Genomic DNA, 25,570 nt, shown 5'->3' with positions numbered 1-25,570 from the left:
AACATCATGGGTCTGCAGGAGTTCTGGTTCCTGATCATCGCCGTCCTCTGGATCGGCTACTTCACCCTCGAAGGCTTCGACTTCGGCGTCGGCATGGCGTTGCCGGTGCTGGGTCGCGGACCGGACGGCGAGCGCCGAAAGCGGGTGCTGCTCAACACGATCGGCCCGGTCTGGGACGGCAACGAAGTGTGGCTGCTGACCGCTGGTGGTGCGACGTTCGCGGCGTTCCCCGAGTGGTACGCAACCCTCTTCAGCGGCTTCTACCTGGCCCTGTTCCTGATCCTGGTCGCACTGATCATCCGGGCGCTCGGCTTCGAATACCGCGGCAAGCGGGACAGTGACGCCTGGCGGCGCGGTTGGGACTGGTGCATCGCCATCGGCTCCTACGTGCCGGCCCTGCTGTGGGGTGTGGCGTTCACCAACATCGTGCGCGGTGTGCCGATTGACGCGCAGCACGAGTTCACCGGCAACCTGTTCACCTTGCTGAACCCGATCGCGCTGCTCGGCGGTCTGATGACGCTGACCGTGTTCTTCCTGCACGGGCTGAACTTCATCTCGCTCAAGACCACCGGGCAGATCCGCGAGGACGCGCAAGCCCTGGCGACCAAGGTCTGGGTCGTTGCGGCGGTGATCACCGTGGCCTTCATGTTGATCATCAACATCCAGCAGGGCTCCATCTGGAGCTGGCTGTCCTTCCTGATCGCCGTGATCGCGTGTGTCGGTGGGTTCCTCGCCCACCTGGCCAACCGCGAGGGGTGGGCGTTCACCGGCACCTTCCTGGCGATCGCCTTCGTGGTGGCCTCGTTGTTCTTCGCGCTGTTCCCCGACGTGATGCCCTCGAGCACCAACCCGGCCTACTCGCTGACGATCCACAACGCGTCCAGCAGCCACCTGACGCTGCAGATCATGACCGTGGTCGCGGTGATCTTCACGCCGATCGTGTTGCTCTACCAGGGCTTCACCTACTGGATGTTCCGCAAGCGGATCTCGGTGGACAACATCCCGCCGGCCAAGGACGAGCGGGACCTTGCGACCGTTTGATCCCCGGCTGGTCAAGCAGGTCCCGGCCACCCGCCTCCCCGTCGCGGTCATCGCGGCGCTGGGGGTGGTGGCCGGGATCCTTGCTGTTGCCCAGGCGTTCGCCATCGCGGCCCTGGTCGTTGCGGTCGTGCACGGTCACGATCTGCGGACGCCCGCGATCGCCGTACTCGCGCTGCTGATCGGACGCGGATTGGTCACGGGCGCAGGCGATCTAGCCGCAGCTTGGGCCGGTAGCCGGATCAGTTCGGCGTTGCGGGACCGCTTCCTGTCCGGCGTCCTGCACCAGCCCGCCGACGAGCGGGCGGAGTCCGGCACGCTGGTCACCCTCGCCACCGCTGGCGCGGCGAGCGTTGAACCGTACGTCGCGCGCTACCTGCCGGCCCTGATCACCGCCGCGGTGGTGCCACCTCTGGTCCTGCTCGCGTTGCTCTTCACCGACTGGCCGAGCTTCCTGATCGTGGTCATCACCCTGCCCCTGCTGCCCCTGTTCGCGGCGCTGATCGGGCGGCACACCCAGACCCAGGTCGACAAGCGGTGGGCCGCCTCCAACCGGCTCGCCGGGCATTTCCTGGACGTCATGCGTGGGCTGCCGACCCTGGTCGGTTACCAGCGCGCCGAGCACCAGGTCGGCGTGGTGGCCCAGGTCAGCGACCAGCACCGCAAAGCCACCAACCGCACCCTGCGCACCGCGTTCCTGTCCTCGGCCGCGTTGGAGCTGTTGGCGACGATCTGCGTGGCCATGGTCGCCGTCGCGGTCGGCCTACGCCTCGCCGGTGGGCACATGCTGCTCGGCGTCGGCTTGACCGCGATCCTGCTTGCGCCCGAAGCGTATTGGCCCATTCGCCGGGTGGGTCAGGAGTTCCACACCGCTGCTGACGGCGTGCAGGCCATCGATGCCTTGCTGGCCGATGCCCCCGCTACTCCTTCGTCGGCCGGTGCGGGCGCCCTGACCGCGACCGACCTGACCTACCGCTACCCCGGCACCGAGTACGACGTCATCGCCGGCTTGTCCCTGACCCTCGAGCCAGGTCTGACCGCCATCGTCGGCGAATCCGGAGCGGGGAAGACGACCCTGCTGGAACTGCTGGCGGGGCTGCGGACGCCGACCCACGGCACCGTGCAGGCTCCGCGCACCCACCTGGTCACGCAGCGGCCGCTACTGATCCCGGGGACCGTCGCGGACAACCTGCGGCTAGGTAACGACGCGTCCGATGACGAACTCCGAAAAGCCATGCAGCGCACCGGATTCGACGCGGTCGTGGCGTCCCTGCCCGATGGCCTGGACACCTCCGTGGGTGACGACGGATCCGGTCTGTCGGCCGGTCAGCGCGGCCTGCTGGCCCTGACCCGCGCTGTGCTCGACCCCACCGCTGTCATCCTGCTGGACGAGCCCACCGCCCACCTGGACACCTCTGTCAGTGCCGGTGTCGATGACGCCCTGCGGACCCTGTCACAGGACCGCACCATTGCCGTGGTCACCCACGACCCGATGCTCACGATGTACGCCGATCGCGTCGTGACCGTGCCGGTCACCCCCGGCGCCGAGTCCGCTGTCGTGCCCGTGGCCTCGGACGCGGCAGAGGCGCATCAGCCTCTGGCGCAACCGAGTTCGCCGGAACCGGAGATTCCAGCCCGGCAGCCGGTGCTTCGTCCGGCCAAGGGTGTGATCCCGGCGGCCCTGGTCGGTTCCCTGGCCACGATGTGCGGGGTCGCCCTCACCGCGACCTCCGGCTGGTTGATCGTGCAGGCGAGCTTGCGACCGGTGGTGCTGACCTTGCTGGTCGCCATCGTCGCGGTGCGCACCTTCGGCATCGGTCGACCGGTGCTGCGCTACACCGAGCGACTGCTGTCGCACAATGCCGCCCTGCGCGATCTGACGCTTCGCCGCACCGCCCTGTTTGCCCGACTGATCCCGCTCACCCCGGCCCGGCTGGGTCGGCAGCGTCGCGGTGACGTCCTGAACCTGGCCGTGCACGACCTCGACGACGAGGTCGATGCGCAGGTGCGGGTGCTGGTCCCGGCGATCGGGACGATCCTGACGCTGCTGATCGCGGTCATCGTCGCGACGGCGCTGTTGCCGGTGACCGGCCTGGTGCTGCTCGCGATCGCGCTCATCGTCCTGCTGATCGGCGTCCTCGACTTCGTGCTGGAGCGGCAGGCCCAGCCCTCGGTCCTGCAGACCCGTGGCGACATCGCCGCGGTGGCTGAGCTCGCGACCTCGAATGCGACTGCGCTGCAAGGAGTCCACGCACAGGAGCCGGTGCTGTCCCGACTGCAGGTGGCGCAGGAGCGCAGTGCCCGGGTCAGTCTGTCTGCGGCAACCGCCCGGGCAACGGGTGACACGCTGAGTCTGATCACCGTCGGCATCGCCACTGTCGCCATCGCGGTGCTGGCCGGTCACGCGGTCTCCGCCGAACGCATCTCGCTGCCGGTGGCGGGTCTGCTGACCCTGCTGCCGGTCGCCCTGACCGATGTGTTGACCAGCGTGCCGGACATCGTCAATGCGTTGTGCCGCAGTCTGATCGCCCGCCGGCGACTGGTAGCCCTGACCGACCAGGAGCCGGCGGTTCGCGATCGCAGCGCGGCTTCGACGCCGCCGGTGCCGCAGCGCCCGACGTTGCAGCTGGCGCAGGTCAACGCTTCTTGGGACGACGTGCACGACGCGTTGCGGCACGCCGATCTGCGAGTCGCACCGGGTGAGCACATCGCGCTCGTCGGCGACAACGGCACCGGTAAGTCCACGGCGTTGGCCGTCCTGGCCAGGCACCTGGAACCAACGGCCGGTCGCTACACCGTCGACGGGGTGGAGGTCGGCACCTGGGCTCCGGACGACGTACGTCGATTGATCGCCCTGGTCGACGACGAGCCGCACGTCTTCGCTGGCTCGGTGCGCGCCAACTTGTTGTTGGCCCGGCCGCACGCGACCGACCACGAGGTGACCAGCGCTCTCATCGACAGCGGTCTGGGGCATTGGCTGGGCGGTCTGCCACACGGTCTGGACACGATGCTCGGTACGGGCCAGCGCGGTGTCTCCGGTGGTGAGCGCACCCGGCTGGCGATCGCCCGCGCGGTGTTGTCCGGTCGGCCGGTCGTGCTCCTGGACGAACCCGTCGCGCACCTGGACGTCCCCACCGCACGGTCCGTGCTCAGTGACGTTCAGGTGGCTCTGCGAGAATCGTCTCTCGTGATCGTTTCCCACCAGCAGATCGGCCTCGAGGGCTGCGACCGGGTTGTCGCGCTTCGGGACCCGGCGGAGGCGACACGCGCATGACCCGCCGCTCATCGCTCGGCGAGCTGGAACGCCAGCTCATGGAGGTGCTGTGGGCAGCTGAACCCGGCGCCCGGCTCTCATCGCGGCAGGTCCAGGAGCGCATGGATCCGGCGCAGGAGCGTGCCTACACGACCATCAAGACGGTGCTTGACCGGCTGGTTGAGAAGGGGGTCGTCCAGCGGCATCGCGACGGCCGGGTGTGGCGCTACCGCGCGCGGGCCAGCCGTCAGTCGCTGACCGCCGAATCGTTGCGCTCAGTGCTCGGCGACATCGAGAGCAGCGACCGCAGTACGGCGTTGCTGCACTTCCTCGAAGGGGTCGAAGCGACGGACCGGGCCGAGCTGCGACGACTCCTGGACCAAGTGGAAGCAACCAACCGTCCGGCGTGACCAGCCGGGGCTATGGTTCGGCTATGAATCTGCGCCGCTCTGCGGGTGCCACTGCTGTCGCCTTCGCCCTGGTGGGCGGCCTCGCCGGATGCGGCAGCCAACACCTGGCCGGCGGCAGCACTACCGCTCCCACCGCGACATCCACCTCGGTTGTGCCGCCGACTGCCAAGCGCAGCGCCACGGAGTTGGTGACGGCAATGCGGGCTTCGGCCGCGAAGGCGGCCTCGTTCCAGGCGAGCGGGACGATCGAGTTCGACTTCGGCGATTTCGTCGCAGACTCATCGACTGACGAGTCCGGTTCGCAGACCTCCGTCGGCAGCGTTCCCGTGCCGCAGGATTCGGACCTCACCAGTCTTCCCGAGTCGACCTCAGCGCCGAGTAGCCAGAAGGTCGAAGTGATCACGGTGAGCGTCGCCGGTGCGATGGACGGCAGCAGTGTTGAGCTGACGACCAGTAGGGCCGATTTCGGCAAGCAGACCACTCGATACGTGGGCGACACCTCTTACCTGCGAGCCGACAAGGGGTTCTTCGACTCACAAGCCACCGAGCAGTACGACGTATCCAGTTCTCAATCGACATCGGTGCCGGCACCCATGTCGAAATACGCCGACAAGTGGATCTCCTACCGCGACCCCGCCGGGTCCACCGCGCCGGAGAAGCACACGATGAAACAGCTCCTCGACGAGACAATCTCGGCCAAGCATTTGTCGGACAGCACGGTGGCAGCCGGGACAGTGACCGCGATCGTCGACGAGGGCGTGCCGGCCTACCGCGTGAAGATCGGTGCGAACGAGTTGATCATCGCCGCCGATGACGCATCGACCTTGCGCTACATCGCACTGTCCGAAGACCACGAGACCCAGCGGCTGCGGTTCTCGCACTGGAACGACGTGGCCGCCTTCACCGCACCTGCCGGCGCCATCCCCAGTTCACAGATTCCGGGCTGGGATCCGGTCGAGGCCGACGGGTTCGGCGGCTCCGACTCCGACTCCGGCTCCGGGTCTTCCGATGGTTACGACCCGTCGGCAAGCGCCAGTGGATACACCGGCGACGGCTCGTTGACCGGTGACGGATCGGCGACGGCCGGCTGGGCGACCTCCACCGCCGGCTGACCCACCACACACGGACACTCGCCCCACCCCGACAGTCCGCCGCCGCCGCTCTCCGCACCCGGATGTGAGCTGCGTTACCCAACTGTGACCCACCAATATCGGTTAAACCCCTTGCCGTGAGTTTGTTAGTAGTGTTTCCTAACTATTCATGAGCACCCAGGGCGCCTCCCCTCGCCGCGAAGTCCGCGGCCGTCGCGACGCTGCCAAAGTGCTCCCCGGCGACGCCCGCGCCCATAACCGGTCCTTGGTCCTGCAGGGCCTGTTCGACGACGGTCCGTTGAGCCGCGCTGATCTCGCCCGGCACACCGGGCTGACCCGGGTCACCATCTCCGAACTGGTCGCCAGCCTGATCGAAGACGGCCTCGTTGCCGAGGTCGGCACCCGCACCGAATCGCGTCAGGGCAAACCGGCCACGCTGGTCGATCTCGCCCCCGAGGGACCGGTCGTCATTGCCCTCGACCTGTCCGGTGACCATCTGGTCAGTGGAGCACTGGTCGACCTCGGCGGCGCGATCCTGTCGCGGCACAGCAAGCCGATCGTGGATCTGCAGTACGCCGTGGCCGACATCATCGAGGTAGCGACCGCTCTCGTGGGCCTGAGCACCCGCCCCGTTCTGGGTATCGGGATCGGCACGCCCGGCATCGTGGACGTGAGCGGTGCGGTCGTCGTCGCGCCGAACCTCGGCTGGGAGAACCTCGACCTGGCCAAGCGGGTCAGCTCGTGGACCGGCCTACCGACGTACGTGCAGAACGACGCCAACGCCGCCACGCTCGCCGAAGGAACGTTTGGCGAAGGTGACAACAACGGACTCTTCCTGGTGACCATCGGCGCCGGTGTCGGTGGCGGAGTCCTCATCGACGGCCGACCCCTGGTCGGTCCCCTGCAGTCCTCCGGCGAGATCGGCCACGTCGTGGTCGAACCCAATGGCCCGGAGTGTGCCTGCGGCAACCATGGCTGCCTCGAGACCTACCTGTCCGCGAACGCGTTACGGCAGGCCGACGAGGAGGGCCGGCGGCGGGCCGGTCAGTTACTGGGCACGGTGATCACCCCGGTGGTCACCACGCTCGGAATCGCCGACGTCGTCTTCTACGGCGACGCCGACTTGTTGGACGGGCCGGTGATCGAGGCCACGCGCACAGCTTTGGCCTTCCAGACCCTGCCTTTCGTGGCCCAACGGATCCAGGTCCGTCAGGTCCCCCGCAGCGCCGAGCACGTGCTGACCGGCGCCGCTGCCCATGTCCGCTACCGAGAGCTTGGTGTCGTGTGACACCTCCGACCACTAACCGACCCGCCTGAGAACACCTCTCCTACAACGTAATTCAGGGCCAACCACACTACTCACCACTGAAGGGGAATCATGAACATCAAGACCACGGTGAGCTTCACCGTCGCCTCCGTCCTCACCGCAGGCGCGCTCGCCGCGTGCAGTAGCGGCAGCACCACCACCGGCGGCAACACCTCCGGTGCCGCCGCCACGACCGGTGGTGCCACGACGATCAACCTGTGGCTAGCCGGTAAAGAGGACACGCCCAAGGAACTGACCGACTGGCTGACCAAGACCTGGGCCACCAAATACCCCGGCAGCACCCTGAAGATCACGCACATCGACTGGCCGGAGCTGACCACGCGCCTGAACACCGCGTTGCAGAGCGACACTCCGCCGGACGTCGTCGAGGTCGGTAACACCCAGGCTGCGGCGTACACCAGTGTCGGCGCCTTCACCGACCTGACCAGCAAGATGAGCGAGTTGGGCAGCGACATCGGCCCCAAGAGCTTCATCGAGTCCGGTGAATGGGACGGCAAGAACTACGCCGTGCCGTACTACTGGGGTTCGCGCTACATCTTCTACAGCAAGAAGGCCTTCAAGGACGCCGGCATCGCGGTGCCGACGACCCTGGCCGACTTCGACAAGGCGGCCGTGACGCTGAAGGAGAAGAACGCCGGCAACACCAAGTACTCCGGCTTCTGGCTGCCGGGCCAGGACTGGCGCAACGGGATCAGCTGGATCTTCGCCAACGGCGGCAACATCGCCACGCAGGAGAACGGCAAGTGGGTCGGCCAGCTCGCCTCGCCGAACAGCGTCAAGGGGCTCACCGAGTGGCAGAACCTGGCCCAGAAGGCGACGACCGCGCCCAAGGACGGCAAGGACGCCGAACCGTGGACCGCGTTCAACAACGGCGAGAGCGCAATGTTCATGGCGCCGAGCTGGGCCCGATGGAGCGTCGACAAGGCCAAGACCGCTGACCTGGGCGCCTTCGCGTTGCCGGGTGTCGACGGTGGCGCCGCTCCCGTCTTCGCCGGCGGTTCGGACCTGGGCATCGCGGCCAAGTCCAAGAACCAGGACCAGGCGTTCGACGTGTTGAAGCTGATCTACAGCGACGACTACCAAAAGCTGCTGGCCAAGAACGGTCTCGGCCCGGCGAACTCCAGCTTCACCTCCTTGATGGGCACCGATGAGTTCGCCAAGGCAGCCATCGCGGCCGCCAGCAACTCCAAGCTCACGCCGACCTCGCCCAACTGGGCGGGCGTCGAGACCTCCAACGTCATGGAGGCCTTCTTCGGCAAGCTTGCCAGCGGGGCTGACGTCGCCACCACGGCGAAGGAGACCGACGCCGCTCTGGAGAAGGCGCTCAACGCCAGCTCCTAAGTTGTCCGGGCCGCACGGCCCACACCAGCTACGCCGGGAGTCTGGGGACCCCGCCTGCCCGGGCTCCCGGCGTACACCAATCTCTTAGTCCGACAACCGAATCGACCAGGTCAGGACATGACGATTCTCATCAACGAACCCGTGACCGTAACGGGAGCGCCGACCAAGAAGGTACGGCGCCGGTGGGCCAGCCGTGCCCTGGGGCCCTGGCTGCTGCTCCTGCCCGCGATCGTGGTCCTGGTCATCGGACTCGGCATTCCGTTGGTCCGCCAGTGCATCATGGCGTTCCAGCACTACGGCCGAGCGCAACAGTTCGGCAAACCCGCCACCTTCAACGGCCTGGACAACTTCCGGGAGGTCTTCACCGACCCCGACGTCTGGGCGGTCGTCATCCGCTCCCTGCTCTTCTGCGCCGTCAACGTCATTGTCACGATGCTCGTCGCGACCGCCATCGCGTTGCTGATGACCCGCATCTCGACGGCGCCGCGGATCATCCTGCAGGTCTGCCTGCTGCTGGCCTGGGCAATGCCGGTCATTGCCGCCATGACCGTGTGGCAGTGGCTCTTCGACACCTCCTACGGCGTCATCAACTGGACCCTGGTCCACCTCGGCCTGACCGGCTTCGACCAGCACAACTGGCTGATCAATCCGCTGTCCTTCTTCTTCGTCGCCACCGTGATCGTGGTCTGGATGAGCGTGCCGTTCGTGGTGTTCACCCTCTACGCAGCTCTCACGCAGGTTTCCGACGAGATGCTCGAGGCTGCTGCACTGGATGGCGCCAGCGGTTTGCAGCGGTTGCGTTTCATCATCTACCCCACCATCCGGCCCGTCATTTCGATCGTGATCTTGCTCCAGATCGTCTGGGACCTGAGGGTTTTCGCCCAGATCAACTACCTGCAGGGTGTGGGTGGCACGGTCAGTGAGACCAACCTGCTGGGCACGTTCATCTACCAACTCGGTGTCGGCAACAGCAACTACGGCGTCGCCTCGGCGCTCGCCCTCCTCGTGCTGTTGATGACGCTGATCATCAGCTCCGGGTACATCCGCTCGTTGCTGAAGGAGGCCAAGGCATGACCGCCATCACCGCCCGCAAGGGCCGCACCCGCGGCTGGAACGCTGTCGCGATCCTGCTCGCGATCGTCTGGGTCTTCCCGGTCTACTGGATCGTCAACAGTTCGCTGCAACCGACCGAGAAGCTGCGCGGCACGACGCCGGCGTTCTTCCCCAGCTTCGACTTCTCCGCCTACGGCCGCGTGTTCGGTCCGGATTTCCTTGCCTCCCTGCGACTTTCGCTCACTGTCACGTTGATGGCGATCATCGCCTCGGTGATCTGCGCGTTCATCGCGGCCGTCGCGATCTCCCGGTTCCGCTTCCGTGGCCGCATCTCTTTCATCCTGGTCGTGCTCGCAGTACAGATGATTCCGCCGGAGGCGCTGTTCATCTCCCAGTACAAGATGCTGGCCGACTGGAACCTCTACAACACGGCCTTCGGCCTGGCCCTGCTCTACACGGCGATGATCCTGCCCTTCACGATCTGGATGCTGCGCGGTTTCGTCGACGGTGTGCCGCTGGAACTCGAGGAAGCCGCGATGGTCGACGGCTGCAGCCGCATCGGCGCGTTCTTCCGGGTCACCTTCCCACTGCTCGCCCCGGGCCTGGTGGCCTGCAGCGTCTACGGATTCCTGCAGGCCTGGAACGAGTACACCCTCGCCGTCGTCGTGATGGACCCGAACAACCGCACCCTGCCGCTGTGGCTGCGCGGACTGTCGAGTGTCTCGAACCAGGCCGTCGACTGGCCGGCCGTCATGGCGGGCGCCACGCTGGTCGCGGTGCCGGTGATCGTGTTCTTCATGATCGTGCAGAACAAAATGGCCTCGGGTCTGGTGTCAGGTGCGGTGAAGGGGTGAGCTCGGCGAACGACATCACCCGCGCGGCGTACGGCGTCCTGCTGGCCGCCTTCGACGGCACCTCGATCCCGGCCTGGCTGCCGACCGCGTACGACGCCGGTCTGGGCGGAATCTGCCTCTACGGGAACAACATTGCTGAAGGATCTTCGCTGGCCCGGCTGGGCCGTGAGGTGCGCGCCCTGGCTCCGGACGCCGTACTCACCCTCGACGAGGAGGGTGGCGACGTCACCCGGCTGCACACGCTCGACGGCAGTCCCTACCCGGGCAACGCAGCGCTCGGCCGCGTGGACGACGTGGACGCGACGCGGGTCGTGGCCGCCGCGATCGGCGCCGAATTGCGTGATGCCGGAGTGTGGTTCAACCTAGCGCCGGTCGCGGACGTGAACAGCAACTGGCGCAACCCCGTGATCGGCACGCGCAGCTTCGGCGCCAGCGCCGAACTCGTCGGACGGCACACGATCGCCTATCTGATCGGTCTGGCGGATGCAGGGGTCGCTGGTTGTCTCAAGCACTTCCCCGGTCACGGCGACACCGCGACCGACTCCCACGTGTCGTTGCCCACGGTCACCGCCGACGCGGAGACGGTTCGCCGGCGGGAACTGCTGCCGTTCCGGATGGCGATCGCGTCTCAGGCACCGGCGATCATGACCTCCCACGTGCTGTTGAAGGCGCTGGACCCCGACCGTCCTGCCACGTTGAGCCACCGGGTGCTGACCGGTCTGCTGCGCGAGGAGTTGGGCTACGCCGGTGTGATCGTCACCGATGCCCTCGACATGGCCGGTGCCAGCCAGGGCCGTGGGATCCCCGCTGCGGCAGTCGAATCCCTGATCGCAGGAGCCGATCTGCTGTGCCTTGGACCGCAACACGGTCCGACACCGACGGTGCTTCTCGAATGCGTCCGGGCCATTGAACAAGCCGTCAGCGACGGCGTCCTGCCAGCAGCCCGACTCTTCGACGCAGCGCAGCGGGTGCTCACGTTGCGGAGCCGGTGGACCAGCATGGCCGACCCCGACCGAGCCATGATCGCCACTGGACGGACGCGAGCGAAGGCGGTCGCCGAACGGGTCGTGGCCGGCGCCCCCAGACTCGCGCCCGGTCCGGTCACCGTCCTACGGATCACCAGCGGCACGAATCCCGCGGTGGGCGAAACCGTCTGGGGCCAGATCCCGATCGGACCGAGCACCGATATCGCGGTCGAGGACTTGGACCAGACGCCCCCGCCGACCGGGCCCGCGGTCATCGTCGGCCGCCGGGCCAGCAGCGATCCGCGGGTCTGGGCGTGGCTGGCTCATTGCCTCGAGCAGAACCCCGAAGCGGTCGCCGTCGAACTCGGCTGGCCCACACCGGCCGCCGTCCAGCATCCCGCCGTGGTCTGCACCTGGGGCCAAGCACGTGTCCTGACCGACGCCCTTGCGGACGCCCTGCTGTCGGAGGGGCCCCCTACCATCGGCTAGGTGAACAACCTTCGGCCTCGCCTGCGCACCGTCGCCGCGCTGGCTGCCCTCGCGTTGACCGTGGCGGGTTGCTCCACCTCGGTCGACGTGACGCTGCCCTCCGCCGCCTCAACCACGGCGACGTCGCCGCCGACGTCGTCCTCCCCGTCCAGCGCGACCAGTTCCAGCAGTAATACCTCGAGCACGAGCAGTGCTCCCACGAGCGCCAGCGGGACGCCCAGCCCGGAGGATCTTGTCCAGCAGATCTCGGCGAACTTCAACTCCGCCAAGAGCGCCCACCTGCACGCCAGCTACACCAAGGACGACGAAACCCGGACGTTGGACATCGTCGGCACCACCGACGGCAGCAACCAGCGCACCGTCCTCACGATCAACAAGAACAATGTGAAGGCCGAGATCCGCACCGTGGCGGCCAGGGTCTACGTTAACGGCAACGCCGCGTACTACCAGTATTCGGGAGCCTCCAGCAGCCGGGCCAAACAGGTAGCCAACCGGTGGTTGTCGATCCCGTTGTCGACGGCCGCGTCGATGACCAAGGACTTCGCGCTGGGGACGATTTTCACCGACTTGAAGTCCAACATCAGCAAGAGCGAAATCGCTGGACTGACCGTCACCGCCTCGACGCACAACGGTCAGCAGGTGTGGCGGGCGGCGAACGGCCGGACCACGATCGTGGCTGCGGCGGACGGCAGTGGGCGACTCATCAGCGCCTCGAACGACGGGCTGCTGAACAAGCAGGCGTACACCTTTGACCAATGGGACGCCGCGCCCACGGTCGAGGCGCCGGCGAACGCGATCACGACCTGAGCAGATCGACGTCTCGGCGCAGCCCACTAGCATGACCGGATGACCCGTCACGTCACTCGATCCACCCTGTCCATCGCTGTTGCCGGGCTGGCGCTCGCCCTGGCCGCCTGCGGGAGCTCCACGACCGTCAGCACGACCGGCACTGCCTCCGCCAGTTCGAGTACGACGACCAGCAGCTCCGCGAGTTCGCCCGCCACGAGCAGCAGCAGCACCGCCGCCACCCCGACCGTGCAGGGCGCCGTCCAGCAGATGAATGCGGGTTTCTCCAAGGCCAAGAGCGCCCACGTGGTCGCCCAACAGGTCGACGGCAGCGACACGATCAAGATCGAACTGGCCGGCACCATCGACGGCAAGAACCAGCGCGGCACGATCTCCAACAGTTCCAAGACCGACGGGGGCACGGTGCAGTTCGTGGTGATCAACGGCAAGGAATACATCAACGGTGACGCTGCGTATTACAAGGCGTCCGGCAACAGCAAGGGCCCGCAGTACGCCGGTAAGTGGGTCATCGTCCCGGCGACCGCGGCCGGGAACTTCAGCGATCTGACCCTGAAGAGCCTCTTCGATGAGATGGAGAGCGACTTCAGCGACGCCAAGACCACCAAGATGAAGCTGACGAACATCACCGAGGACGGCGTGCCCGCGTGGCAGATCGCGGACAGCCAGACCACCGGTGTCATCGCGGCCGACGGGTCGGGGCATCTGCTGCGGGCCGAGCACACCGAGGGCGCCAAGACCGAGAAGTACGTCTTCGACCAGTGGAACGCGGTGGCGCCGGTCAGCGCACCGGTGGGTGCCATCCAGGGCTGAGGAGTCAGCCGCGCACCAGGGCCCAGCCGGTGACGACCAGCGGTAGGGCGATCAGCAACCCGCTGACCACCCCGACGAGCAACGCCTGGGCGGTGTAGGACCGGGCGTCGGCCAACCGCTCCAGCCGCGCCACCGCAGAGGCCCCACCGCTGCCCATGGCTCCTTCGGGGTGCGGGGCGTCCGCGAGCAACACGATCGCCCGGGCCACCGGAGTCCTGCCCACGAGGTGTTCGGCGCCCCGATCGGCCAGGATCTCGACCAGCAACCGGCCGTCGCTCAGTCCCCGATCGCTGCGGAAGCCCGCCGGGACCGCCGTGTGCAACACCGTGAAGAACTCCAGGATCAGATCGTGCCGCTGCCGCAGGTGGGTCACCTCGTGGGCGAGCACCGCTTGCAGACCGACCGGCCCCAACTGCTTGCCGACCGTGTCACTCACCACCACGCGGCTGCTGAGGCCGGGAACGCAGTACGCCGTGGGCGTCGCGTGAGCCAGCACCGTCAGGGAGCGCGGTCCGCTGCCCAGGGCCCGCCATCGACGTACGTCGGGTAGCGGCTCCCCGCCCGGGTCCACGGCGAGTAGGTCGATGAGTTCGCGGTGCCGCCGGCGGGAGGTCCGCAGCGCGGTGCCCACCCGATGGCCTCGCACGGCGAGCCGACCGAGCAGGACACCGGAGACGACGATCGCGACCAGCAGCAGGGGTAAGTGAGCGGCGGGATCCGGCAGGTCCGGGCCGTCGCGCACGACTCCCAGCACGGCTACGGGAGCGAGCAGGACTCCAGCCAGGATCGCCGCGATCGAGATCGCTTGCCAGAGCAGCAGGCTCGACCCGGGAGCACGCTCCTGGCCCCGCCACCGCGGCAGGAGATGGGTGGTGAGGACACAGGCCGCCGCGATGAGCAGAAGAAACAGCGCCGGCACCCCTCCATTGTCTCGCAGCATGGGGGGTGCCGGCGCCGGTTCGCGCGGGATCAGACCGGGTCGGGCGCCTCCTCCGGCGCCGCGTGCTTGGGTGCGTGCTGCGCGGTGTCACTGCTCAGCTGCTGCAGCTTCTCACCTTCGACGTCCACCGACGGCAGGATCTTGTCCAGCCACTTCGGCAGCCACCACGCCTTCTCCCCGAGCAGGAACATCGCCGCCGGGATGATGGTCATCCGGACCAGGAAGGCGTCGAAGAACACCGCCGCCGCGAGCGCGAAGCCCATCGACACGATGAACTGCTGACCTTGCAGCATGAACGCGGCGAAGACCGAGATCATGATGCAGGCCGCGGCGGTCACGACGCGGGCGCCGTGCCGGAAGCCGTCGACGACAGCCTCGTGCGCGTCCGCACCGTGCACGTGCGCTTCCCGCATCCGGCTGACCAGGAAGACCTGGTAGTCCATCGCCAGACCGAAGACGATGCCGATCAGGATGATCGGCAGGAAGCTGACGATCGGCTCACCGGAGAAGATGCCGAGGTCACCCTTCTGGAAGATCATCACCGTGGCACCGAAGGTCGCCAGGACCGACAGCAGGAAGCCGAGGGTGGCGGTGAGCGGGACCAGGATCGAGCGGAAGACCATCATCAGCAGGATGAAGGCCAGGCCCACGACGATCGCCAGATACTTCGGCAGCGCCGAGGTCAGGGCGTCGGAGACGTCGGTCTGGATCGCGGTCACACCGGTGACGCCGACCGTCGTCTTGGTCTGCGATTCGATACCGGACTGACCATCGCGCAGGTTCTGCAGCAACGTTGTCGTGGCTTCGTCGTCCGGGCCCGACTTGGGGGTGATCAGGATCTGGGCACCCGTGGAGTCCTTGTTGACGGCGATGACCTGGGCGTTGGCGACATCACCCTGCTTGGCCGCCCAGGCGGTGACCTCGCCGAAGGCCGCGAGGCGCGCCTTGGGGTCCTGGATTCCGGTGGCGTCCACGACCGTGATCAACGGTGCGGCGCGGCCGGGACCGAAGCCCTCCACGATCAGATCGGCGGCCTTGCGCTGCGTGGTGTTGGTCGCAGCAGTCGAATCTGTCGGGAGCGCCAGGTGCAGGTCCTTGGCCGGCACCGCCAGCATGATCAGCACCAGAGTGACGACGCCGCCGATGACCGCCGGTCGCTTGCCGATGAACCTCGCCCAGCGGACACCGTTGTTGATGACCTTGCCGTCGGAGTCCAGCTCGCGGTGCGGCGTGCGGAACGAGCCGCCGAACGCGTGCGACTTCAGCATGCCGAGGACCGCCGGCAGCAGGGTCAGCGCGACCAAGACCGCGAAGAACACGGTTCCGGCGGCGGCCATACCCATGGTGGTCAGGAACGGGATGCCGACCACGGACAGCGCGGCCAGTGCGATGAGCACCGTCAGACCGGCGAACACGACTGCGGAGCCGGCCTTTCCGACCGCTAGCCCTGCGGCGTGCGCCCGGTCGTCGGTGTTCCGCAACTCCGAGCGATAGCGGGACAGGATGAACAGCGTGTAGTCGATACCGACCGCCAGACCGATCATCGTGGCCAGGATCGGGGTGGTCGTGCTGATCGTCGTGAACTTGCTGGCGATCATCACCCCGATCGTCCCGGCGCCGACGCCGACGAACGCGGACAGGATCGGCAGGCCGGCAGCCACCAGCGAGCCGAAGGTGATCAACAGCACCAACGCGGCGACCGCGACACCGAGCAGCTCACCCGAGCCGCCCTCGACGTCGAATTTCTGCATACCGGTGCCGTTGACCTCGGCCTGCAGACCGCTCGTGCGGGCATCGGCCAGGGCGGCCAGCACGGCGTCCTGGCTGGCGGGTTTGACGTCGGTCACCTTGGCGACGTCGAAGTCGAAGCTCATCGTGCCGATCCGGCCGTCAGCGGACAGGGGCAGCAACGCCTTGGCGTTGGCCTCCGCGACCGCCTGCGGCTGACCCTGCTTGACCGCGGCCTGCACGGCCATCTGGTACTGCGCAGCGGACGCCTGCACCGGGTTGACCAGCGTCGTGGCGTCCGCTGGCATCTGCGGGACCTTCTTCAGCTGCGCGATCAGGTCGTTGACCGCATTGGAGTACTTCTCCTCCTTCAGCGTGTGCCCCTCGGGCGCCGCGACGACGACCGTCACGGCCGCCTGGTCCTCGGCGTTGCCGGTCCCGGGGAACAGCTTCTGCTGCATCGTCTGGGCTTCCAGGGAGGGGATGCCCGGGATGGAGAAGCTGTCCTGGTACGGCTGCTTCACCGCACCGGCCAGAGCGCCAAAGCCGACCAGGGCGACGATCCAGCCGATCAGGAAGAAGTACCACTTGCGGTACGCCGCGTGGCCGAGTTTGTAGAGCAGAGTCGCCATGGTTCCTCGTCTGGTGGGTGCTGTTTAACGAATAGAAAGCAGGTCCCGGGCCACCTGCAGGTGATCCCGGACGATGGTGTCGAGGCTGCGGTCGTCGGGACGCTCGACGAACTGGTCCAGGGCGCTACCGAAAACGCCTTTGATCACGCTCAGCGCCACACATGCCTGGTCGCGCGGCAGCCCGGAGCGTTCTTCGACCAGACCGGTCATGGTCTTGGCAATGTCATCGAACCGCTCGATCGCCGCCTTGAACACCCTCGGATTGGTGATCAGGCAATCGCGCATGGTGGTCCACTGCTCGCGGGTGAGCGGTCCCCAGACGGTCAGCAGTGCGCAGACCAGTTCGCCGAGATCGCCCAGCAGTTCCCCGTGCGGACCGCCGCTCAGGAAGGTCTCCGTCGCGTCCTGCGGCAGGCCGGGTCGAGCGCCGAGGACCGCATCGAGCTTGCCCGGGAAGTAGTTGAAGAGCGTCCGCCGGGACACCCCGGCCTGCTGCGCCAACTCATCGAGCGTGAAGTGGTCATACCCTTGCTGAACGGCCAGCCGCTGCGCGCAGAAGGTGATGCGCATCGCCGTTTTCTCGCGGCGGGTGAGCGTGGGCACGAGAGACACATTTGCATTTTGTGGGCCCAAAGTGCAATTTCTGGGAACGTGATCCGTGCCTCACCCTCGCGCGCACGATCAGTTGCCAGCCCCGTCGGCGCGTAGCCCGAGGGTGTGGCCGACCTCGGCTAGGTGTACTGCCCCGGGACGTTAGGAACGGTTCTCGGCCTGTCGGCGTGACTTGAGGAAGACCTCCGGGTGAGGTGTGAAGCGACGAAGCAAACACATCCCCAAACCCGGAGGTCCTCATGGTCCACGCTAATGCCCCGCTTTCTGCGACTGGTCGCCTGCGCCTGGCGCGGTGCGTGGTGGACGATGGGTGGCCGTTGCGGCGGGCCGCAGACCGGTTCGGGGTCTCGGTCACCACCGCGCACCGCTGGGCGGCCCGGTACCGCCAGCATGGTGCGGCGGGGATGTGCGATCGTCCCAGCCGGCCCCAGTCATGTCCGCACCGCACCAGTAGGCGCCGGGAACGGCGAGTCCTGGGGTTACGGGTTTCGCGGCGGTGGGGGCCGGCCCGGATCGCCTACCACCTGGGGATGAATCCGGCCACGGTGCACCGCATCCTGACCCGGTACCGGTGTCTTCGGTTGTCCTGGACGGACCCGGCCACTGGTGCCCCGGTACGGGCCGGTCGTCGAAAGGTGGTGCGCTACGAACGCGACGCCCCGGGTGATTTGGTCCACGTGGACATCAAGAAGCTGGGCCGCATCCCCGATGGGGGTGGACACCGGGTCCATGGCCGCGCTGCGGGGAAAGCTAACTCCCGTGCTACCTCCAGCAGTGGGCGGGGGTATGCCTACCTGCACCACGCGGTCGATGACCACTCCCGGTACGCCTACTCAGAGATCCTGGCCGATGAGAAGAAGGAGACCGCGACCGCGTTCATGCAACGGGCGGTGGCGCACTTCGCGCAGGTCGGGATCACCACGGACCGGGTGATGACCGACAACGGGTCCTGTTACCGCTCCCACCTATTCCGGAACATGCTGCAGGACCATGGGATCACCCATAAACGCACCCGCCCCTACACCCCGAAAACCAACGGGAAAGTCGAGCGGTTCAACCGGACCCTGACCGAGGAGTGGGCCTACGCCCGCCCCTACACCAGCGAGACCGAACGCGCCGCCGCGTACGAGGACTTCCTGCACATCTACAATCACCACCGCGCACACACCGCGCTCAAAGGTGGCTCACCCGCAGACCGCGTACCCAACCTGGCGGGGCACTACAGCTAGGTTGGGAAACAGAAGTCACTCACTACGCGATCTCCGAGGAGACGACCATGACCGACTCCACCACACCCAGCACACCCGAGCCGCAGCAGCCGGCACAGCCTGCCCAGCCGGGCAGCCTGGGCCAGTCCTACCCCGGACCCGAGCACACCCAACCGACCCCCACGCAAGGTGCACCCGCCGGCGGTCAGCCGCAGGCGCCGTACACCCCGCCGCAGCAGCAGGCTCCCGCCCACCAGCAGCCCGCCGCCCCCCAGCAGGCGCCCGGCCAGCCCCGGCCCTCGCAGTACCAGCAGCCGGCACAGGGCTACCCGCAGCAGGGGGCACCCCAGGGTGCACCGCGCCAGGGCTACCCGCAGCAGGGATACCCGCAGGGTCAGCCGCAGGGCTACGGGCAGGCACCCGGCCAGGCTCAACCGCAGGGCGGTCCCGGCTTCGGTCAGCAGGCGGCAGCGGTCGGCGGTCAGTTCGCCAACGACGCCGGCAGGGTCGCCAAGGGTGCCGGTGACGGTCTGGGCGCGCTGTTCTCCGACCTGCAGTTCAAGAAGTCACTGACCGGCAAGCTCGCGAGCATCGTCTTCCTCGGCGCCATCGTCTGGGCGGTCCTGAACTTCATCAGCAACCTGACCTACTACTGGGGCACCGGCTACGGCGGCTACAGCAACATGGGTGGCGGTTCGGCGTTCTTCCACACCATCGCCGACATCATCTGGCTGCTGTTCTTCATCATCACCGTTCGGATCGTGCTCGAGGTGGCGCTGAACATCGCCAAGATCGCTGGGCGCGAGAAGGATTCGAGCGACAAGTAAGCTCCACGGCCACCCGCGCAATGGAGCGCACCCCCGCCACGCTGGCCGACGGCCGGCAGATCATCTGGTACGACGCCGACGGCACCCACCGGGTGCCGTCGGTTGATCGTCGCCCCTTGGAGCCGGCGGTCGTCATGTCGCAGATGCGGCACGACCCGCTCACCGGTGAATGGATCGCGGTGTCGTCGGCCCGGCAGAACCGCACCTACATGCCGCCGGCGGACGAGTGCCCACTATGTCCCTCGCGGGATGGGCGGATGTCCGAAATCCCTTCTCCCGAGTACCAAGTGGTTGCCTTCGAGAACCGCTTCCCCTCCTTCGCGACGCACATCGAGGGCGTCGAAACCCGCAGCGACTGGTTCGACCAGGTCCGTCCCGCGACCGGTCGCTGCGAAGTGCTCTGCTTCACCAGCGACCACGACTCCACCTTCGCCGCACTAACCCCGGCCCAGGCGCGACTGGTCGTGGACGCGTGGGCCGACCGCACCGCCGACCTCAACGAACTGGGCGTGGTGAAGCACGTCTTCCCCTTCGAGAACAGGGGCATCGAGATCGGGGTGACCCTGCAGCACCCGCACGGTCAGATCTACGGCTACCCGTTCATCCCGCCCCGGGCCAAGACCGAGCTCCTCAACGCGGCCGACTACCGAGCCGGCTACGGGCACAACATGTTCGAGCACATCATCGCCTTCGAGCAGGCGGGCCCGCGGGTCGTGGCGAGCAACGAGGAGTGGATCGCCTTCGTGCCGTTCGCGGCCCGCTGGCCGGTCGAGGTGCATCTCTACCCGCTGCGCCGGGCGCTGGATCTGAGTGAGTTGGACGACGCCCAGCGTGAGGCGTTCGCCCTGATCTATCTGGACATCCTGCGCCGGTTCGACGCGATGTACGACTCGCGGCTGCCCTACATCGCCGGCTGGCAGCAGGCGCCGGCGCCGGACCCTGGTGACGAGATCGCGACGGCGCTACGGGACGAAGCGTGGCTGCATCTGGAGTTGACCTCGATCCGGCGCGGCCCGGAGAAACTGAAGTACCTCGCCGGCTCCGAGTCCGGCCAGGGCGCCTTCGTGGCGGACATCCTGGCCGAGCCGCTGGCCCAACGTTTGAGGGAGCTCGCGTGACCACAGTCCGGACGCCACGACCTCGGTCGATCGATGAGTTGGCTGCGACGTTCCGCGACCAATTCGACGCGGATCCGGACGGCGTGTGGTTCGCCCCCGGCCGGGTCAACATCATCGGCGAACACACCGACTACAACGACGGATTCGTGCTGCCGATCGCGCTGGCCGAAGGCACCTGGGTCGCTGCGCGCCGCCGCGACGACGACACCGTGCGGCTGCACACCGACTCACCCGATGTGTCCGACCCGACCGTGACCCTCCGTCTCGGTGACGTGCACGAGGGGCAGTCGGTCGGCTGGGCGTCGTACGCCGCCGGAGTGGGGTGGGCCGCTGCCCAGCGCGGACTCGACGTACCCGGCCTGGACCTGGCGGTGACCTCCAACGTGCCTACGGGAGCGGGGCTTTCGTCCTCTGCCGCGTTGTCGTGCGGTACAGCGCGCGCCTGGGTCGATCTGGCCGGCTGGAGTTTGTCGGACACCGAGGTGGCCGATCTGGGCCGCGACGCCGAGAACCACATCGCCGGAGCACCGACCGGGCTGATGGACCAGTTGGCTTCGGTGTGCGGGCAGGCCGGTCACGCGATGCAGATCGACACCCGCTCGGTGCAGATCACCCAGATCCCGTTCGACCTGACCGCGCAGGGCCTGGCGCTGCTGGTCATCGACAGTCGCGCACCCCACGCGTTGGTCAGCGGCGAGTACGCCGAGCGGCGGCAATCCTGTCAGGAGGCGGCACAAGCGCTGGGGGTGTCGTCGCTGCGGGACGCGTCGGTGTCCGACCTGGACGACCTGCCCGACCTGTTGCAACGCCGCGCCCGGCACGTGATCACCGACAGCGCCCGCGTCGAGCAGGTCGCGTCGCTTCTCACTGATGGCTCCGACCCGCGCACCATCGGCCCCCTGCTGACGCAGTCACACGTCTCGATGCGCAACGACTTCGAGATCACCGTGCCGGTGACCGACCTCATCGCCGAAACCGCTGTGCGCGCAGGTGCCTACGGTGCCCGTCAGACCGGCGGCGGTTTCGGCGGCTGCGTCATCGCCCTGGTGGACGATGACGCAGCCGAGACGGTCGCTCAGGCGTGCGTGGCCGCCGCGTCGGCTGGTGGTTTCAACCAGCCGACGTCGTTCGTCGCCGTGCCCTCCGACGGTGCCCGCCGGCTCAGCTGAGTCAGTAGCGGATCACGACGCGGCCGTCGATCGCACCGTCCTTCATCTCATCGAAGATGTCGTTGATCTCCTCCAATGACCGGGTGGAGATCGTCGGGTGGATCAGGCCGCGGGAGTAGAAGTCCAACGCCTCGACCATGTCCTGGCGGGTGCCGACGATCGAGCCGCGCACGGTGAGCCGCTTGAGCACGATCTCGAAGATCGGCGCCGGGAAGTCACCCGGGGGCAGACCGACGAAGACGATCGTGCCGCCGCGACGCGCCATCCCGATGGCCTGGCCGAACGCGTCCGGGTGGACCGCAGTGACCAGCACACCGTGCGCTCCGCCAGTCTTCTCCTGGATCGCCCCGACGGGGTCCTCGGTTGCCGCGTTGACCACGACCTCGGCGCCGTGCTGCTTGGCGAGCGCCAACTTGTCGTCCGCGATGTCGACCGCGGCGACGCGCATCCCCATCGCCTTGGCGTACTGCACGGCGACGTGTCCGAGGCCGCCAATGCCCGAGATCACGACCCACTCCCCGGGTCGGACCTCGGTCTCCTTCAGCCCCTTGTAGACCGTGACTCCGGCACACAGCACCGGCGCGACCTCATACGGATCCGAGCCGGCCGGGATCCGCGGGGCATAGGTCGCATCGACCAGCATGTACTGCCCGAACGAACCGTCGACGGAGTAACCGCCGTTCTTCTGCTGCTCGCACAGCGTCTCCCACCCGCTGCGACAGTATTCACACTGTCCACACGCCGACCACAGCCAGGCGTTGCCGACCAGGTCACCGACCGCGAACCCCTCGACGCCCTCGCCGACGGCCTCGACGACACCGACCCCCTCGTGGCCGGGCACGAACGGCGGACTGGGCTTGACCGGCCAATCCCCTTCTGCTGCATGCAGATCCGTGTGACAAACTCCGGATGCCACCAGCTTCACCAGCAATTCGCCGGCTCCGGGGGTGGGCTTTTCGTACTCGCCCACGGTGAGCCGATCACCCAACTGTGTGACGTACGCGGCCTTCATCGTGCTCATCAGCATCTCCTGACGTCGCTGGCTCCGCCCCGTTGCGGAGGCTCAACTCCCACGCTACGGGGCCGAACGTTGCAATGGGGTTTCGCGAGCGCCGTACGCTCAGGGCATGACCACGCGCGACACCAACTGGCCCACCGGCTACCCCTGCTGGATCGACATCAGCTTCGACACCGAGCATCGCCGCCTGCACCACGCAGCGACCTTCTACGGGGAACTGTTCGGCTGGCGCGTCGAGGATGGTGACGATCAGTACGGCGGTTACCGGATGTGCTTCAAGAACGACGCCGCCGTGGCCGGTCTCATGCCGAAGATGGATCCCGGTCAGCCCACCCAGTGGCTGCTCTACCTGGCCACGGACGACGCGCAGGCCACGGCAGCTGCAGTCCGGCAGTTTGGCGGTCAGGTCGTCGTGGAGCCGATGGACGTCGGCACGCTGGGCGTCATGGCCGTGTGCGTCGACCCGCAGGGCGGGTACTTCGGCCTGTGGCAGGGCAAGGAACATCACGGTTTCGAGCTCATCGACGAGCCGGGATCGGTCGGTTGGTCGGATCTGCTCACGCATGACGGTCGCGCCGCCCAGGAGTTCTACGCCGCGGTCTTCGGGTACACCTACCGCGAGGCCGACGCCGACGGATACTTCTTCATCGAGCAGGACGGCAAGGTCGTCGGCGGGTTGCACCAGGCGCCGCAGGACGTCCCGGTGGGCTGGCTGGTGCACTTCAACGTCGCCTCCCGCGACGCCTCCGCCCAGATCGCCCAGGAGCTCGACGGCGAGATCGTGATGACGCTGGACACGATCGCCGGCCCCGAGGCGACGATCCAGGGGCCTGGCGGCGAGTTCTTCAACCTCGTGGAGCCGACCAACAATTTCACGCTGTAGCCGTTTTGCCCCGCGGTGGGCGGGCACGGGAGAATCGGGTCATGCGTTCGCTGGCCGAAGTCACCCCGCCCATCGCTCTCGGTGCCCTCGACGGCCGCTACCGCGCCGTCGTCGCGCCGCTGGTCGACCACCTGTCGGAGGCCGCGCTCAACCGGCAACGGGTGCACGTCGAGATCGAGTGGCTCATCCACCTGACCCGCGAGCACGTCGTACCCGGCGTGCGGGAACTCACCGGCGCCGAGCAGGACCACCTGCGCGCCATCGTCGATGAGTTCGGTGCGCAGGACATCGCCGAACTCGCCGAGATCGAACGGGAGACCGTCCACGACGTCAAAGCCGTCGAGTACTACCTCAAGCGCCGGCTGCCCGCCATCGTGGGCGACGCCGACGCGACCGGGTTATCGGAGCTGATCCACTTCTGCTGCACCAGCGAGGACATCAACAACCTGTCGTACGCGCTGATGGTCCAAGGCGCCACGCAGCAAGTCTGGCTGCTCAAGGCCACCGCCCTGGTTGACCAGGTGACGGCGATGGCGCGGGACCTGGCCGAGACCCCGCTGCTGGCACACACCCACGGTCAGCCCGCGACCCCGACCACGATGGGCAAGGAGTTGGCCGTGCTGGCGCACCGGTTGCGCCGCCAACTGCGCCGGGTCAAGGACGCCGAGTACCTGGGCAAGCTGAACGGCGCCACCGGCACGTACGGCGCGCACATCGAAGCCGTGCCCGGCGCCGACTGGGTGGGTATCTCCAAATCCTTCGTCGACGGCCTCGGCCTGACCTGGAACCCGCTGACCACCCAGATCGAGAGCCACGACTGGCAGGCCGAGCTCTACGCGGACATCGCCCGCTTCAACCGGATCCTGCACAACCTGTGCACCGACACCTGGACCTACATCTCGATGGGCTACTTCGCCCAGGTCCGCGGGCAGGGCACCGTGGGTTCCTCCACGATGCCGCACAAGGTGAACCCGATCCGCTTCGAGAACGCCGAGGCCAACCTCGAGGTCAGCAACGCCCTGCTCGACGTGCTTTCGGCGACGCTGGTGCAGTCACGACTGCAGCGCGACCTGACCGACTCCTCGATGCAGCGCAACGTCGGCACGGCGTACGGACACTCGGTCCTGGCGATGGACAACGTGAGCCGCGGGCTGGCCGGTCTGGACGCCGTACCGGAGGCGATGCTCGCCGACCTGGAGTCGAACTGGGAGGTGCTCGCCGAGCCGATCCAGTCGGCGATGCGCGCCCTCGGCGCGCAGGGGGTGCCCGGGATGGAGCAGCCCTACGAGCGACTGAAAGAACTCACCCGCGGCCGGCGCATCAACGGTGACGACCTGCGCGAGTTCGTCAAAGGCCTCGGCCTGCCGGGCGAGGTGGAGGAGCGGTTCCTGACCATGACGCCCGCGACGTACGTCGGTCTGGCACCCAACCTGGTCGCCTTCCTCGACGTCGACTGACACATACCCCAAGGGGGTATCCTGAGTCATGGCTGGATACACCGGGAGCAAGGACGACTACCTCAAGCGGCTGCGTCGCATCGAGGGGCAGGTCCGCGGCGTGCAACGGATGGTCGATGAGGACACCTACTGCATCGACGTACTCACCCAGATCAGCGCGATCACCAAAGCGCTGCAATCGGTCAGCCTCGGCCTGCTGGAGGACCACATCGGGCACTGCGTGGTCGGCGCCGCCCGGGAGTCCGATGACGCGGCCCAGGCCAAGGTAGAAGAAGCCTCAGCCGCTATCGCGCGGCTGGTGCGCAGCTGAAGGAGATACCCGTGGAACAGCAAGTCGAAGTTGCCGGAATGACCTGCGAGCACTGCGTTCGCGCCGTGACTGAAGAGCTGACCGCCCTCGACGGGGTCAGTGACGTGCACATCGAACTGATCAGCGGCGGCAACTCACCGGTGACGATCCTCAGTGAGGATCTGGTCGATCCCGACCTAATCGCAGCCGCCGTCGATGAGGCCGGCTACCAGGTCGTGAGCGGGGACTGA

The 25,570-nt window shown here is 67.4% G+C and carries 23 protein-coding genes; 19 read left to right on the top strand and 4 right to left on the bottom strand.

All coding sequences use genetic code 11. The annotated features are described in order from the left end of the window. Window positions 1–6 precede the first annotated feature (6 nt). The 11 genes from cydB (at window position 7) to DR843_RS17195 (ending at window position 13,438) form a co-directional block, all read left to right on the top strand. On the top strand, window positions 7–1,041 hold the full coding sequence (cydB, locus tag DR843_RS17245) for a cytochrome d ubiquinol oxidase subunit II (RefSeq protein ID WP_109687815.1): 1,035 nt from the start codon (window positions 7–9) through the stop codon (window positions 1,039–1,041). Next, window positions 1,028–4,312: a thiol reductant ABC exporter subunit CydD gene (gene cydD / locus DR843_RS17240; RefSeq protein ID WP_109687813.1), complete on the top strand. Its 3,285-nt coding sequence runs from the start codon at window positions 1,028–1,030 to the stop codon at window positions 4,310–4,312. The genes cydB and cydD overlap by 14 nt, the downstream gene beginning before the upstream one ends. Beyond that, window positions 4,309–4,701 carry a BlaI/MecI/CopY family transcriptional regulator gene (locus tag DR843_RS17235; RefSeq protein ID WP_109687811.1) on the top strand — a complete coding sequence of 131 codons (393 nt, stop codon included), beginning with the start codon at window positions 4,309–4,311 and terminating at the stop codon, window positions 4,699–4,701. The genes cydD and DR843_RS17235 overlap by 4 nt, the downstream gene beginning before the upstream one ends. A gap of 23 nt (window positions 4,702–4,724) precedes the next feature. Next, the gene (locus DR843_RS17230; RefSeq protein ID WP_109687809.1) at window positions 4,725–5,813 is read left to right on the top strand and encodes a hypothetical protein; all 1,089 of its coding nucleotides are present in this window, start codon (window positions 4,725–4,727) and stop codon (window positions 5,811–5,813) included. 148 nt (window positions 5,814–5,961) lie between these two features. After that, a complete protein-coding gene (locus tag DR843_RS17225; protein ID WP_109687807.1) occupies window positions 5,962–7,080 on the top strand; it encodes an ROK family transcriptional regulator in 1,119 nt (372 codons plus the stop codon). Between the two features lie 90 nt (window positions 7,081–7,170). Beyond that, a complete protein-coding gene (locus tag DR843_RS17220; protein WP_109687805.1) occupies window positions 7,171–8,460 on the top strand; it encodes an extracellular solute-binding protein in 1,290 nt (429 codons plus the stop codon). A 117-nt stretch (window positions 8,461–8,577) separates the two neighbouring features. Further along, a complete protein-coding gene (locus DR843_RS17215) occupies window positions 8,578–9,534 on the top strand; it encodes a carbohydrate ABC transporter permease (protein WP_109687803.1) in 957 nt (318 codons plus the stop codon). Beyond that, window positions 9,531–10,367 carry a carbohydrate ABC transporter permease gene (locus tag DR843_RS17210; protein WP_109687800.1) on the top strand — a complete coding sequence of 279 codons (837 nt, stop codon included), beginning with the start codon at window positions 9,531–9,533 and terminating at the stop codon, window positions 10,365–10,367. The genes DR843_RS17215 and DR843_RS17210 overlap by 4 nt, the downstream gene beginning before the upstream one ends. Beyond that, entirely contained in the window at window positions 10,364–11,821 is a 1,458-nt protein-coding gene (locus DR843_RS17205; protein WP_170119915.1) for a glycoside hydrolase family 3 protein, read from the top strand. The genes DR843_RS17210 and DR843_RS17205 overlap by 4 nt, the downstream gene beginning before the upstream one ends. Next, window positions 11,822–12,628 carry a hypothetical protein gene (locus DR843_RS17200; protein WP_109687796.1) on the top strand — a complete coding sequence of 269 codons (807 nt, stop codon included), beginning with the start codon at window positions 11,822–11,824 and terminating at the stop codon, window positions 12,626–12,628. 39 nt (window positions 12,629–12,667) lie between these two features. Then, the gene (locus DR843_RS17195; RefSeq protein WP_146202618.1) at window positions 12,668–13,438 is read left to right on the top strand and encodes a hypothetical protein; all 771 of its coding nucleotides are present in this window, start codon (window positions 12,668–12,670) and stop codon (window positions 13,436–13,438) included. Window positions 13,439–13,442: 4 nt separating this feature from the next. Here the strand turns inward: DR843_RS17195 and DR843_RS17190 are convergent, their stop codons facing one another. From DR843_RS17190 to DR843_RS17180, 3 genes are read right to left on the bottom strand one after another with little or no spacing between them, the layout of a single operon-like run. Next, window positions 13,443–14,357, bottom strand: coding sequence for a M56 family metallopeptidase (locus DR843_RS17190; RefSeq protein WP_170119914.1), 915 nt, complete (start codon window positions 14,355–14,357; stop codon window positions 13,443–13,445). Between the two features lie 50 nt (window positions 14,358–14,407). After that, on the bottom strand, window positions 14,408–16,738 hold the full coding sequence (locus DR843_RS17185) for an MMPL family transporter (protein WP_109687789.1): 2,331 nt from the start codon (window positions 16,736–16,738) through the stop codon (window positions 14,408–14,410). Window positions 16,739–16,762: 24 nt separating this feature from the next. After that, window positions 16,763–17,350 (bottom strand): TetR/AcrR family transcriptional regulator, encoded by a 588-nt coding sequence (locus DR843_RS17180; RefSeq protein ID WP_146202617.1) that lies wholly within the window; start codon window positions 17,348–17,350, stop codon window positions 16,763–16,765. Between the two features lie 239 nt (window positions 17,351–17,589). Between DR843_RS17180 and DR843_RS17175 the strand changes: the two genes are divergently transcribed. Genes DR843_RS17175 through galK form a run of 4 tightly spaced genes read left to right on the top strand, consistent with a single transcriptional unit; the run spans window position 17,590 to window position 21,672 of the window. After that, window positions 17,590–18,579 carry an IS481 family transposase gene (locus DR843_RS17175; RefSeq protein WP_109683633.1) on the top strand — a complete coding sequence of 330 codons (990 nt, stop codon included), beginning with the start codon at window positions 17,590–17,592 and terminating at the stop codon, window positions 18,577–18,579. Window positions 18,580–18,626: 47 nt separating this feature from the next. Further along, complete coding sequence (locus DR843_RS17170; protein WP_109687785.1) at window positions 18,627–19,385, top strand: DUF4282 domain-containing protein; 759 nt, start codon at window positions 18,627–18,629, stop codon at window positions 19,383–19,385. 20 nt (window positions 19,386–19,405) lie between these two features. Beyond that, window positions 19,406–20,503, top strand: coding sequence for a galactose-1-phosphate uridylyltransferase (gene galT, locus DR843_RS17165; protein WP_109687783.1), 1,098 nt, complete (start codon window positions 19,406–19,408; stop codon window positions 20,501–20,503). After that, the gene (galK, locus tag DR843_RS17160) at window positions 20,500–21,672 is read left to right on the top strand and encodes a galactokinase (protein WP_109687781.1); all 1,173 of its coding nucleotides are present in this window, start codon (window positions 20,500–20,502) and stop codon (window positions 21,670–21,672) included. The genes galT and galK overlap by 4 nt, the downstream gene beginning before the upstream one ends. Window position 21,673: 1 nt before the next feature. Here the strand turns inward: galK and adhP are convergent, their stop codons facing one another. Further along, window positions 21,674–22,693, bottom strand: coding sequence for an alcohol dehydrogenase AdhP (gene adhP, locus DR843_RS17155; RefSeq protein WP_172461504.1), 1,020 nt, complete (start codon window positions 22,691–22,693; stop codon window positions 21,674–21,676). A 106-nt stretch (window positions 22,694–22,799) separates the two neighbouring features. Here adhP and DR843_RS17150 point away from each other — a divergent pair, with 106 nt between their 5' ends. From DR843_RS17150 to DR843_RS17135, 4 genes are read left to right on the top strand one after another with little or no spacing between them, the layout of a single operon-like run. Then, entirely contained in the window at window positions 22,800–23,573 is a 774-nt protein-coding gene (locus DR843_RS17150) for a VOC family protein (protein ID WP_109687779.1), read from the top strand. Window positions 23,574–23,614: 41 nt separating this feature from the next. Then, a complete protein-coding gene (purB, locus tag DR843_RS17145; protein ID WP_109687777.1) occupies window positions 23,615–25,030 on the top strand; it encodes an adenylosuccinate lyase in 1,416 nt (471 codons plus the stop codon). Between the two features lie 28 nt (window positions 25,031–25,058). Beyond that, on the top strand, window positions 25,059–25,340 hold the full coding sequence (locus tag DR843_RS17140) for a metal-sensitive transcriptional regulator (protein ID WP_109687775.1): 282 nt from the start codon (window positions 25,059–25,061) through the stop codon (window positions 25,338–25,340). A gap of 11 nt (window positions 25,341–25,351) precedes the next feature. Next, entirely contained in the window at window positions 25,352–25,570 is a 219-nt protein-coding gene (locus tag DR843_RS17135) for a heavy-metal-associated domain-containing protein (RefSeq protein WP_281268883.1), read from the top strand.

It is taken from the genome of Branchiibius hedensis, from assembly GCF_900108585.1.
In the GTDB taxonomy this organism is placed as follows: Bacteria; Actinomycetota; Actinomycetes; order Actinomycetales; family Dermatophilaceae; genus Branchiibius; species Branchiibius hedensis.
This window is presented reverse-complemented; position numbering and strand designations above follow the sequence as displayed.